This is a genomic window from Cellulomonas sp. P4_A2, assembly GCF_056402515.1.
This window is the reverse complement of record NZ_JBFUHG010000009.1, coordinates 21487-33160: the sequence shown is the minus strand read 5'-3', so window position 1 is coordinate 33160 and position 11674 is coordinate 21487. Positions and strand designations below refer to the sequence as shown.

Annotated in this window: 11 protein-coding genes; 6 read left to right on the top strand and 5 right to left on the bottom strand. The window is 72.3% G+C overall.

Going from position 1 to position 11674, the window contains the following annotated elements:
• Positions 1-61: 61 nt before the first annotated feature.
• Both AC1DUE_RS11160 and AC1DUE_RS11155 read left to right on the top strand, forming a co-directional pair.
• Complete coding sequence (locus tag AC1DUE_RS11160; RefSeq protein ID WP_477039489.1) at positions 62-379, top strand: ArsR/SmtB family transcription factor; 318 nt, start codon at positions 62-64, stop codon at positions 377-379.
• Positions 376-1251, top strand: a complete 876-nt coding sequence (locus AC1DUE_RS11155; RefSeq protein ID WP_477039488.1) for an SRPBCC domain-containing protein — start codon at positions 376-378, stop codon at positions 1249-1251. Before AC1DUE_RS11160 ends, AC1DUE_RS11155 begins: the two co-directional genes overlap by 4 nt.
• On the opposite strand, the gene AC1DUE_RS11150 is transcribed toward AC1DUE_RS11155, so the two are convergent.
• From AC1DUE_RS11150 to AC1DUE_RS11130, 5 genes are read right to left on the bottom strand one after another with little or no spacing between them, the layout of a single operon-like run.
• A complete protein-coding gene (locus AC1DUE_RS11150) occupies positions 1237-1665 on the bottom strand; it encodes a DUF1801 domain-containing protein (protein ID WP_477039487.1) in 429 nt (142 codons plus the stop codon). The two genes, AC1DUE_RS11155 and AC1DUE_RS11150, sit on opposite strands and share 15 nt — an antisense overlap.
• Before the next feature lie 12 nt (positions 1666-1677).
• Complete coding sequence (locus AC1DUE_RS11145) at positions 1678-2541, bottom strand: aminoglycoside phosphotransferase family protein (protein ID WP_477039486.1); 864 nt, start codon at positions 2539-2541, stop codon at positions 1678-1680.
• Positions 2541-3215 (bottom strand): NUDIX hydrolase, encoded by a 675-nt coding sequence (locus AC1DUE_RS11140; protein WP_477039485.1) that lies wholly within the window; start codon positions 3213-3215, stop codon positions 2541-2543. Before AC1DUE_RS11140 ends, AC1DUE_RS11145 begins: the two co-directional genes overlap by 1 nt.
• On the bottom strand, positions 3212-3904 hold the full coding sequence (locus AC1DUE_RS11135) for a type 1 glutamine amidotransferase (protein WP_477039484.1): 693 nt from the start codon (positions 3902-3904) through the stop codon (positions 3212-3214). Before AC1DUE_RS11135 ends, AC1DUE_RS11140 begins: the two co-directional genes overlap by 4 nt.
• Positions 3905-3909: 5 nt before the next feature.
• Positions 3910-5364: a GuaB1 family IMP dehydrogenase-related protein gene (locus AC1DUE_RS11130; RefSeq protein WP_477039483.1), complete on the bottom strand. Its 1455-nt coding sequence runs from the start codon at positions 5362-5364 to the stop codon at positions 3910-3912.
• A 110-nt stretch (positions 5365-5474) separates the two neighbouring features.
• Between AC1DUE_RS11130 and dxs the strand changes: the two genes are divergently transcribed.
• From dxs to AC1DUE_RS11110, 4 genes are all read left to right on the top strand, one after another.
• The gene (dxs, locus tag AC1DUE_RS11125; protein ID WP_477039482.1) at positions 5475-7358 is read left to right on the top strand and encodes a 1-deoxy-D-xylulose-5-phosphate synthase; all 1884 of its coding nucleotides are present in this window, start codon (positions 5475-5477) and stop codon (positions 7356-7358) included.
• 91 nt (positions 7359-7449) lie between these two features.
• Positions 7450-9723, top strand: coding sequence for a formate C-acetyltransferase (gene pflB / locus AC1DUE_RS11120; protein ID WP_477039481.1), 2274 nt, complete (start codon positions 7450-7452; stop codon positions 9721-9723).
• Positions 9720-10553: a pyruvate formate-lyase-activating protein gene (gene pflA / locus AC1DUE_RS11115; RefSeq protein WP_477039480.1), complete on the top strand. Its 834-nt coding sequence runs from the start codon at positions 9720-9722 to the stop codon at positions 10551-10553. The genes pflB and pflA overlap by 4 nt, the downstream gene beginning before the upstream one ends.
• 97 nt (positions 10554-10650) lie before the next feature.
• Positions 10651-11664, top strand: coding sequence for a LacI family DNA-binding transcriptional regulator (locus AC1DUE_RS11110; RefSeq protein ID WP_477039479.1), 1014 nt, complete (start codon positions 10651-10653; stop codon positions 11662-11664).
• Positions 11665-11674 lie beyond the last annotated feature (10 nt).

Here is an 11674-nt window from a genome sequence, read left to right as displayed (position 1 = left end):
TCGTTCGCCGAGGTGGCGTATGCGTTGACGCATATATATGGCACGGGGTATGTTTGGTCGCATGAGCCTCGCCGGGACCCTCGACGCGATCGCCGAACCCACCCGCCTGCGCATCCTCGACGCCGTCCGCGACGAGGAACGCTCGGTCGGCGAGCTCGTCGACCTGGTGGGCATGCACCAGCCCGGGGTGTCCCGGCACCTCAAGGTGCTGCGATCCGCCGGCCTGGTCGACGTCCGGCAGGACGGCCAGCGCCGCTGCTACCGCGCGCGGTTCGCGCCGCTGCGCGAGCTCGACGACTGGCTCGAGCAGCACCGCCGCGCCTGGGACCAGCAGCTCGACCGCCTCGAAGCCCACCTCGACCGGAAGGACCTCCCATGACCACCACCACCGCCACTGCGCACGGCACCGTCGAACGCCACGGGCGCCGGGGGAGCATCCGGTTCGAACGACGACTGGCGCACCCCGTCGAGCGGGTGTGGGAGGCCGTCACGACCTCCGACGGGCTCGCGGGCTGGTGGCTGCCGTTCCCGGCGACGATCACCGTCGACCTCGTCGTCGGCGGCGAGATCTCGTTCGCGGCACCCGAGTTCGGCGAGGCCGCGATGACCTGCGAGATCCTCGAGATCGACGCGCCGTACCGGCTCGTGCACACCCACTTCGACCGCGCCGTCACGCTCACCTGGGAGCTCACGCCCGACGGCGACGGCTGCGTGCTGCGGCTGACGCAGGACACCCCCGACATCGCGGCGGCCCTCGCCCAGGGCCACATCGTCGGCCTGCACCACTCGCTCGACCGGCTCGAGCCGGCGCTCGACGGGACGCCCGAGCCGTGGGACTGGGACCGGCTGCCGGTGATCGAGGCGGAATACCGCTCGGTGCTCGCGAGCCCGCGTCAGCTGGTCGTCGACCGGTACCTGGACGGCTTCCGGGCCGGCGACCACGAGACGATCCTCGCCTGCCTCTCCGACGACGTGACGTGGGACATCGTCGGGCACGCCACGGCGGCCGGGAAGTCGGAGTTCGAGTCGCTCATCGACGGACCCACCGGTGCCACCCTCCCGCGACTCACGGTCGAGCGGGAGATCGAGGCCGGCGACGTGGTCGTCGTCCTCGGCGGCGGTGACTTCGAGGACGCCGACGGCGTCGGGCAGGCGTTCCGCTTCTCGGACGCGTTCACGTTCCGGGGCGACCTGATCGCCGGGCTCGTCTCCTACATCGTCCCGGTCCCGGGCGGGTCAGCCGGCTCGTGAGCCGAACGTCCCGCCCGTCACCGCGGCGTACGAGCGACGCACGACCTGCTCGAGGACCGTGAGGTCCACCGAGGCGAGGTCCTTGACGTACAGGCAGCCCTTGCCGAGCGTGTGTGGACCGAGCGCGGCGAGCAGGTCGGCGTGCGCCCCGACTCCCTCGGGCAGGTAGATCGTGGTGGCCGCCTTGCGCGGCGAGAAGCCGGCGGCGGCCATGTCGCCCTGGCGCCCGGACGGGTAGCGGTAGTGGTACGTGCCGAAGCCCACGATGCTCGGGCCCCACATCCGCGGCTGCTCGCCCGTCACCCGGGTCATGAGGGCTGCCAGCTGCCCCGCGTCGCGCCGACGGACGGGACCTACGACCGCGGCGAGGAACGCTGCGACATCGGCGTCGGTGGCGGTGGTCTTGTTCGCCATCGAGCCAGCATGTCAGCCCGCGAGGACCTCGGCGATGCAGTGCCGGCCGACGACGGCGAGGGCGGGATGGTCCTCGGGGTGCGTCATCATGACGACCGCCATGTGCAGGGCCCACGCCTGCGCGCGGCGCCACGTCGCGTCGTCGTGGTCGAGCCGGTCCTGGAAGGCCGCCCGCCCGTCGCGGTCGAACGTCAGCCAGGCGGTGGACAGGTCCGAGGCCGGGTCGCCCGACGTCACGTCGCCGAAGTCGATCACGGCGCGCAGGGCTCCGTCGTGCACGAGCAGGTTGGCCGGGTGAGGGTCGCCGTGCAGCCACAGCGCCGGACCGTCCCAGGCGGGTGCGTCGGCAAGGTCCCGGAAGCGTTCGAGCACCCGGTCGGCGTCAGGGACGTCCACCCGCTCGAGTCGCTCGACGATCGCGTCGCGGGGGACCGGGGTGCCACGGAAGGGGTTCACCGGCGCGTCCGGGGGAGCTGGCCGGTGCAGCGCCGAGAACACCTCCGCCAGCTGGACGGCCCAGGCGGTCCGGTCGGGGACGGCCGTGTGGTGCGCGGCGATCGCGTCGAACCAGGGCACGACGCTCCACGACCACGGGTAGGTGGCCGACGGCGCACCGACCCGCACGGGGACGGGCACGTCCACCGGCAGGCGGGGCGCCAGGACAGGGAGCCACGTCTGCTCGTGGGTGACGAGCGGCGCGGCGATCGCGCGCACCGGGAAGCGGGCGGCCAGGTGGTCGCCGACCTTCCAGAGCGCGTTGTCCCAGCCGGTGCCGGCCCAGGTCAGCGGGAGGTCGGCGAGGTCGGCGTGCTGCTCGAACAGCAGGGTCCGGGCGAGATGCTCGGTGACCTCGATCTCGGGGACGGGGTGCACCATCAGCGGGCGGAGACCGTGCGGGTCTCGTCGTAGGGCACCGACCAGCCGAGCGCGTCGAACATCCGCGCGAGGACGATGCCCGTGAAGCCCCAGACCAGGACCCCGTCGACGACGAACGCCGGCGTGCGGATGGTCCGGCCCCAGCGGGTGTGCTCCACGCTCGCGCGGTTCTTCGGGTCGAGCAGGTCGGTGACCGACACCCGGAACACGTCGACCGTCTCGGCGTGGTCCACGGCGGCGACCTGCGACGGGCGCGTCCACCAGGCCGGGACCGGTGTGACCAGGTGGTTGCTCACCGGCACGGGCAGCGGCGGCAGCGTGCCGAGGATGTCGACTCCCGACGGGTCCAGGCCCGTCTCCTCGACGGCCTCGCGCAGGGCGGCCTCGCGCGGTCCGCGGTCCTTCGGTTCGAGCCGGCCACCGGGGAACGCGATCTGCCCGGCGTGGCTGCCCAGACCGGCGGCGCGCCGCTGGAGCAGCACGTCGAGGTCGTGGGCGGTGGCCAGGGGACCGGTGCCGTCGAGCTCGCCGAACAGGACCAGGACGGCGGCCGGGCGAGCGTCGGAGGGGTCGCTCAGCACGCGCGCGGGGTCGACCTTCCAGTCGACGCCCTGGATGCAGAGCTCGACGAGCTCGTCGCGCGCACCCTTGATGTCCGGGCTCGACGCGGTCATCCGCGGGCCCGCACGCGCTCCCCGAACACCGCGAACGCCTTCTCCGCCGCGGGCACGAGGACCGGGAGCTGCTCGGCGCCCGCGGTTCGGATCGCCTCGACCTCGTCGTCGGCGAGGTGGCCGACCATGTCCGGCGTCGAGAGCCAGAGGTTGAGCATCCCCGCGTCGAGCTCGGGGTGGAACTGCAGGCCGAGCGCGCTGCCGGCCCGGAACGCCTGCACCGGCGTCAATTCCGTCGAGGCCAGCAGGGTCGCGCCCGACGGCAGGTCGACGGAGTCCGCGTGCCAGTGCAGGACGTTCGGGCGGTCGCCGAACGCTGCGAGCACCGGGTCGTCGGCGACGACCTGCACCGGGGCGAAGCCGATCTCCGTGCCGGTACGCCGACGGAGCCGGGAGCCCAGCGCGAGGGCGAGGAGCTGCATGCCCAGGCAGATGCCGAGCACGGGGACGTCGGCCTCGACCGCCTGCGCCAGCAGGCGCTGCTCGGCGGCCAGGCCGGGGTGCTCGGTCAGGTCGTCCGCGTCCATGCTGCCGCCCATGACGACGACGCCCGACACCTCGTCGAGCGAGGGTAGGCGCGGGTCCTCGAGGTCGAGGACCGTGCGGACGCGCACAGGAGCGTCGACGCCCGGCGCGATGAGGCCGGGGCCCTCGTGCGGGGCGTGCGTGAGGATCAGGACGGGTCGCACGCCGGTCACCAACCGTCCGGCAACGGACGCCCTTCCTCGTAGCCGGCCGCCGACTGGATGCCGACGACGGCGCGCTCGTGCAGCTCGTCGAGCGACGTCGCGCCGACGTAGGTCGCCGCCGAGCGCACGCCCGCGGTGATGTGGTCGATGAGGTCCTCGACGCCCGGCCGCTTGGGGTCCAGGTACATCCGCGACGACGAGATGCCCTCCTCGTAGAGCGCTTTGCGGGCACGCTCGAAAGCGGTCCCGCCGCGCGTCCGGGCGGCGACCGCACGCGCCGAGGCCATGCCGAAGCTCTCCTTGTACAGCCGGCCGGTGCCGTCGGCGTGCAGGTCGCCGGGGCTCTCGTGCGTGCCCGCGAACCAGGAGCCGACCATGACCTGGGAGGCACCGGCGGCCAGCGCGAGCGCGACGTCGCGGGGGTGCCGCACGCCTCCGTCGGCCCAGACGTGCCGACCCAGCCGGCGCGCCTCGGCGGCGCACTCCAGGACGGCCGAGAACTGCGGGCGGCCGACGGCGGTCATCATGCGCGTCGTGCACATCGCCCCGGGACCGACACCGACCTTGACGATGTCCGCGCCGGCCTCGATCAGGTCTCGCGTCCCGGCGGCCGTCACCACGTTGCCGGCGACGACGGGGACCTGCGGGTCGAGCGAGCGCACCGCGCTCAGGGCGTCGAGCATCTTGCGCTGGTGCCCGTGCGCGGTGTCGACGACGAGGACGTCGATGCCCGCCTCGAGCAGCTCGGAGGCCTTCTGCTTCACGTCGCCGTTGATGCCGACAGCAGCGGCGACGCGCAGCCGGCCGTCCGCGTCGAGCGCGGGGCGGTAGATCGACGAGCGCAGCGCGCCCACCTGCGTGAGCACGCCGACGAGCTCGCCGTCACGGACCACGGGGGAGAACCGGCGCCGGGCCGCGTGCAGCTTCTCGAACGCCGCCTCCAGCCCGCGGTGCCCGCCCTCCTCGAGGACCGCGAGGTCGACGGTCGTCGGGTCGGCGCTCATGACGGCGCCGACCTGGGTGAAGCGGTCCACGCCGCCGCAGTCCGCCTCGGTGACGACACCGATCGGGCGGCCGTCCTCGACGACAACGGCGGCGCCGTGGGACCGCTTGCCGATGAGCGTGAGCGCCGTGTGGACGGTGTCGTGCGGGCCGACGACGACCGCGGTCTCGATGACCGTGTCCTTCGCCTTGACCGAGGCGACGACCTCGGCGACGACGTCGGTCGGGACGTCCTGGGGGAGCACGGTGATGCCTCCCCGGCGGGCGACCGTCTCGGCCATCCGGCGGCCCGCGACGGCCGTCATGTTGGCGACGACGATCGGGACGGTGGTGCCGGTGCCGTCGACGGACGTCAGGTCGACGTCGAAGCGAGAGGTGACCTCGGAACGCGACGGGACCAGGAACACGTCGCCGTAGGTGAGGTCGGAGGTGGCCGAGTGGCCAGGCAGGAAGCGCATGGGTGTTCCCCTTTCCGGTCGATTGTAGTGCGCCGCGCTGGACGTGCTTCCTGGTCCCGACGTCCTAGAGTGTGACGATCCGACTCGCAGGAAAGGCAGGTGCACGCCGAATGGGACAGCTCGATCGCATCAGCTCCCCCCTGGACGTGCGCCGCCTCAGCGCGAAGCAGGCGGACGAGCTCGCCGCCGAGATCCGCACGTTCCTCGTCGAGTCCGTCTCCCGGACCGGCGGGCACCTGGGCCCGAACCTCGGCGTCGTCGAGCTGACGATCGCCATGCACCGCGTGTTCGAGTCGCCGCTCGACACCATGGTCTTCGACACCGGTCACCAGGCCTACGTGCACAAGCTCCTGACGGGCCGCACCGACTTCTCCAGGCTGCGCAGCCGCGACGGCCTGTCCGGGTACCCGAGCCGGTCCGAGTCCGACCACGACGTCGTCGAGAACTCGCACGCGTCGACGGCCCTCAGCTGGGCCGACGGCATCGCCAAGGCCAACGAGCTGCAGGGCCGCGGCGACCGGCACGTCGTCGCAGTCATCGGCGACGGCGCCCTCACGGGAGGCATGGCCTGGGAGGCGCTCAACAACATCGCCGACGGGCAGGACCGGCGTCTGGTCGTCGTCGTCAACGACAACGGGCGCTCGTACGCGCCGACGATCGGCGGCATGGCGCACCACCTGGACACCCTGCGCACGACGCGCGGCTACGAGAACGTGCTGACCTGGGGCAAGCGGACGCTGCGGCGCGCCGGTCCCCCCGGGCGGGCCACCTACGACGCGCTGCACGGCATGAAGAAGGGCATCAAGGACGTCCTGGTGCCGCAGGGCATGTTCGAGGACCTCGGCATCAAGTACGTCGGTCCGGTCGACGGGCACGACATCCGGGCGGTCGAGCGGTCGCTGGCGGCCGCCAAGGCGTTCGGCGGGCCCGTGATCGTGCACGTCATCACCGAGAAGGGCCGCGGGTACACCCCGGCCGAGCAGGACGTCGCCGACCGGTTCCACGCGGTCGGCAGGATCCACCCCGAGACCGGCCTGCCGCTGGCGCCGTCGCGGTTCGGCTGGACCGGCGTGTTCGCCGACGAGATCGTCCAGATCGGCCGTCGTCGCAAGGACGTCGTCGCGATCACCGCCGCCATGCTCCAGCCCGTCGGCCTGGCGCCGTTCGCGGCCGAGTTCCCCGAGCGGGTGTTCGACGTCGGCATCGCCGAGCAGCACGCCGCGACGTCCGCCGCCGGCATGGCGTTCGGCGGCCTGCACCCCGTCGTCGCGATCTACGCGACGTTCCTCAACCGCGCCTTCGACCAGGTGCTCATGGATGTGGCGCTGCACAAGGCGGGCGTCACGTTCGTGCTCGACCGAGCCGGCCTGACCGGTGACGACGGCGCCAGCCACAACGGCATGTGGGACATGGCGATGCTCGGCATCGTCCCCGGGCTGCGGCTCGCGGCACCGCGCGACGAGGCCACCCTGCGCGCCGCCCTGCGTGCCGCCGTCGACGTCGACGACGCACCGACCGTGGTGCGCTACCCCAAGGGCGCCCTGGGCGACCCCATCCCCGCGCTCGAGGACCTGGACGGCGTCGATCTGCTCGCGCGCCACGAGGGTCCGGTCGACGCCCCGTCCGTGCTCGTCGTGGGGATCGGCTCGATGGTCGGCACCGCGCTCGACGTCGCCGACATCCTCGCCGCGCACGGCCTGCGGGTGGACGTCGTCGACCCCCGGTGGGTCCTGCCCGTGCCCGAGTCGCTGACCAAGCTCGTCGGCGAGCACGACCACGTGGTGACCATCGAGGACGGCGTCGTCGACGGCGGCATCGGGGCCCTCGTCGGCCAGCGGGCGGCCGAGGCCGGGATGACCACCCCTGTCCAGGCGTTCGGCATCCCGCGGGCGTTCCTCGACCACGCGACGCGCGACCAGCTCGTCGGCACGCTCCGCCTGCGCCCCACGGACATCGCGCGCGACACCCTCGTCGCGCTCGGTCGTAGAGTGTGACCTACGCGACGTCCTCCTAGGGCCATTCGGCCCGGGTCTCGCGCGCTCCGCCACTTCTAGGGTCGAGGTACCGACCCCATGAGGAGCACAGATGTCCACCAGCACGGTGCCCACCACCGACCACAGCGCACGCGACCGCGAGCCTGGCTGGCAAGGATTCGCGCCGGGCCCCTGGGTGGACCGGATCGACGTCCGGGACTTCATCCAGCGCAACTACACGCCCTACGAGGGCGACGCGGCGTTCCTGGCGGGTCCGACCGCCCGGACGACCGCGCTCTGGGCGCGACTGAGCGAGATGTTCCCGGCCGAGCGTGAGCGCGGCGTCTACGACATCGACGTCCACACGCCGTCGACCATCACGTCGCACGCCCCCGGCTACATCGACGAGGAGAACGAACTCGTCGTCGGCCTGCAGACCGATGCGCCGCTCAAGCGCGCGATCATGCCCAACGGCGGCTACCGGATGGTCGAGAAGTCGCTCGAGACCTACGGCTTCGACCCCGACCCGGTGGTCGGCAAGATCTTCGGGACGTACCGCAAGACGCACAACGACGGCGTCTTCGACGTCTACCCGCCGGACGTCCGGGCCGCGCGCTCGTCGCACCTGATCACCGGCCTGCCCGACGCCTACGGACGCGGCCGCATCATCGGCGACTACCGCCGCGTCGCGCTGTACGGGGTCAACGCTCTGATCAAGGCGAAGCGCCAGGAGCGCGCCGCCCTGGACACCCGCCGCTCGTCCGAGGACGTCATCCGCGCCCGCGAGGAGAACAGCGAGCAGATCCGCGCGCTCAACGAGCTGAAGACCATGGCGGCGTCGTACGGCTACGACATCTCCGAGCCGGCGACCACCGGCCGCGAGGCCGTGCAGTGGCTGTACTTCGCCTACCTCGGGGCGGTGAAGGAGCAGAACGGCGCGGCGATGTCGCTGGGCCGCACCTCGACCTTCCTGGACATCTACCTGCAGCGGGACCTCGACGCCGGGGTGCTGACCGAGGACCAGGTACAGGAGCTCGTCGACGACTTCGTCATCAAGCTGCGGATCGTACGTTTCCTGCGCACCCCGGAGTACGACGAGCTCTTCTCGGGCGACCCGACCTGGGTGACCGAGACGATCGGCGGCATCGGCCAGGACGGTCGGCCGCTCGTCACGCGCACGTCGTTCCGGTACCTGCAGACGCTGTACAACCTGGGCCCGGCGCCGGAGCCGAACCTGACCGTGTTCTGGAGCGACCGCCTGCCGGTGGGATTCAAGCGGTTCTGCGCGCAGGTATCGATCGACACCTCGGCCGTGCAGTACGAGTCCGACGAGCTCATCCGGTCGGCCTGGGGCGACGACGCCGCGATCGCCTGCTGCGTCTCGCCGATGCGCGTGGGCAAGCAGATGCAGTTCTTCGGCGCCCGCGTGAACCTGGCCAAGGCACTGCTGTACGCGATCAACGGCGGTCGCGACGAGATCACCGGTCGCCAGGTCGCACCGGCCACCGACCCCGTCGTCGGCGACGTGCTCGACTACGACGACGTGATGGCCAAGTTCGACACGATGATGGACTGGCTGGCCCAGACCTACATGGACGCGCTGAACTGCGTGCACTACATGCACGACAAGTACGCGTACGAGCGCCTCGAGATGGCGCTGCACGACGCGGACGTGCTGCGCACCATGGCCTGCGGCATCGCCGGGCTGTCGGTCGTGGCCGACTCGCTCGCGGCCATCAAGTACGCGGCCGTGCACCCCGTCCGGGTCCCCGGCGGACTCGTCACGGACTACGTGGTGGACGGCGACTTCCCGACCTACGGGAACGACGACGACCGCGCCGACTCCATCGCGGTCGGGCTCGTCGAGACGTTCATGGGCAAGCTCCGCACGCTGTCCGCGTACCGCGACGCCGTCCCGACGCAGTCGGTCCTGACGATCACGTCGAACGTCGTCTACGGGAAGGCGACCGGGTCGACACCCGACGGTCGGCCCGCGGGCGCTCCGTTCGCACCCGGCGCGAACCCGATGAACGGGCGGGACTCCCACGGGATGCTCGCGTCGGCGCTGTCGGTGGCCAAGATCCCCTACGAGCAGGCTCAGGACGGCATCTCGCTGACCTCGACCGTGCTGCCCGCCGGCCTCGGCCGGACGCCGCAGGAGCGGGTCGGCAACCTCGTCGGGCTCCTCGACGCGTACGTGCTGTCGGACGGGTTCCACATGAACGTCAACGTCCTCAACCGCGAGACGCTCGAGGACGCGATGCTCCACCCGGAGAACTACCCCCAGCTGACCATCCGCGTGTCGGGCTACGCCGTGAACTTCGTGCGGCTGACCCGCGAGCAGCAGCTGGACGTGCTCTCCCGGACGTTCCACGGCTCGGTATGAGTACCACCGTGGGCCTGGGGCTCCCACGGGCACATGCCGGGACGGCAGGCCTGTCCGCGATCGAGCTCGACCGCAGCGCGCGGCTGGAGTCGATCCGGACGGGTGAGCTCGGCTCCGTGCACTCGTGGGAGCTCGTGACGGCCGTCGACGGGCCCGGCACCCGGATGACCGTGTTCCTGGCCGGGTGCCCGCTGCGCTGCCTCTACTGCCACAACCCCGACACGATGGAGATGCGCCGCGGGACGGACGTCACCGCCGACGCGATCCTCGGTCGACTCGCGCGGTACCGGACCGTTCTCACGGCCACCGGCGGCGGCCTGACGGTCTCCGGCGGCGAGCCCCTCATGCAGCCGGCGTTCACGGCGTCGCTGCTCCACGGCGCCAAGGAGCTGGACCTGCACACCGCGCTCGACACGTCCGGCTTCCTCGGCGCGCACTGCACCGACGCGATGCTCGACGACCTCGACCTGGTGCTGCTGGACGTGAAGTCCGGGTTGCCGGACACGTACCACCGGGTCACCGGGCGCGAGCTCGGGCCCACCCTCGAGTTCGGGCGGCGCCTCAACGACCGCGGCATCGCGATCTGGGTGCGCTTCGTCCTGGTCCCCGGCCTGACCGACTCGCCCGCGAACGTCGCGGCTGCCGCCGACGAGATCGTCGCCTTCGGCGGTGCCGAGCGTGTCGAGGTGCTGCCGTTCCACCAGATGGGGCGCGACAAGTGGGCCGAGCTGGGCCTCGAGTACGCGTTGGAGGACACCGTGCCGCCGAGCCCGTCGCAGGTCGAGGAGGCGCGTTCGGTGTTCCGGGCGCGGGGGTTGACCGTCTACTGACGTCCGGCGCACTACCGTGGGCCCAGCAGACACTCACAGACGAGATCGACCGGGCGCCGTCGGTTCGTCGTACCCCTCGGCGTCCGAAGGTGGGCACATGACCGGCACGACCTCTGCGCGGCCGCCGGCCATGAGCGATGTCGCCGCGCTCGCGGGGGTCTCGCACCAGACCGTCTCGCGCGTGCTCAACGACCACCCGTCGGTCCGGCCGGCCACGCGCGAGCGCGTCAACGACGCGATCGCGCAGCTCGGCTACCGCCGCAACAGCGCCGCCCGGGCCCTGGTCACCCGCCGGTCGGGGGTGCTCGGCGTCGTCACGCCCGCGACCGCCCTCTACGGCCCGACGAGCACGCTGGTCGGCCTCGAGGAGGCCGCTCGCGAGGTCGGCTGGTACGTCTCCGTCGCGACGATCCGCACGTTCGACGGCGAGACGATGCATTCTGCGGTCGAGCACTTCCTGGGCCACGGCGTGGACGGCATCGCGATCATCGCGCCGACCACGGAGGTCGCCGCCGCCATCGCCGCGATCGACCTGCCCGTCCCGGTCGTCCTCATCTCCTCGGCCTCCGACCTGCCCGCGGAGACCTACCTGCACGCGGTCGGCGTCGACCAGCGGCACGGCGCCCGGCTCGCCACCCAGCATCTGCTCGACCAGGGCCACACCTCGGTCCTGCACGTGGCGGGGCCGCAGGACTGGTTCGACGCGCAGGACCGCCTCGCGGGCTGGCGCGAGATCAGCGGGCCCGGGGCGCCGCAGCACATCGAGGCCGCCTGGGACGCCGCCGACGGGTACGACCTCGGCCTGCGGCTGGCGCGCGAGGGGCTGCCGTCCGCGATCTTCGCCGCGAACGACCAGCTCGCCCTCGGTCTGCTGCACGCCTTCTGGGAGGCAGGCGTCCGCGTGCCGTCGGACGTGGCGCTCGTCGGGTTCGACGACGAGGTCGGGTCCGCCCACTACACACCGCCCCTGACCACGGTCCGGCAGGACTTCGGGGCGCTCGGACGGCTGGCCGTCTCGTCGCTGCAGGCCGCGTTCGCGGGGGAGCAGACGCTGCACCAGCGCATCCCCGCCGAGCTGGTCGTCCGCGCCAGCTCCGTCCGCCCGAGCTGAGCCTGCTCGG

Bases quoted from the DNA above. Each gene is read 5' to 3' on its own strand.
- pflA (WP_477039480.1), top strand. From the start codon at position 9,720: ATGAGTACCACCGTGGGCCTGGGGCTCCCACGGGCACATGCCGGGACG.
- AC1DUE_RS11150 (WP_477039487.1), bottom strand. From the start codon at position 1,665: ATGGCGAACAAGACCACCGCCACCGACGCCGATGTCGCAGCGTTCCTC.
- AC1DUE_RS11130 (WP_477039483.1), bottom strand. From the start codon at position 5,364: ATGCGCTTCCTGCCTGGCCACTCGGCCACCTCCGACCTCACCTACGGC.
- pflB (WP_477039481.1), top strand. From the start codon at position 7,450: ATGTCCACCAGCACGGTGCCCACCACCGACCACAGCGCACGCGACCGC.
- AC1DUE_RS11155 (WP_477039488.1), top strand. From the start codon at position 376: ATGACCACCACCACCGCCACTGCGCACGGCACCGTCGAACGCCACGGG.
- AC1DUE_RS11110 (WP_477039479.1), top strand. From the start codon at position 10,651: ATGACCGGCACGACCTCTGCGCGGCCGCCGGCCATGAGCGATGTCGCC.
- dxs (WP_477039482.1), top strand. From the start codon at position 5,475: ATGGGACAGCTCGATCGCATCAGCTCCCCCCTGGACGTGCGCCGCCTC.
- AC1DUE_RS11145 (WP_477039486.1), bottom strand. From the start codon at position 2,541: ATGGTGCACCCCGTCCCCGAGATCGAGGTCACCGAGCATCTCGCCCGG.
- AC1DUE_RS11160 (WP_477039489.1), top strand. From the start codon at position 62: ATGAGCCTCGCCGGGACCCTCGACGCGATCGCCGAACCCACCCGCCTG.
- AC1DUE_RS11140 (WP_477039485.1), bottom strand. From the start codon at position 3,215: ATGACCGCGTCGAGCCCGGACATCAAGGGTGCGCGCGACGAGCTCGTC.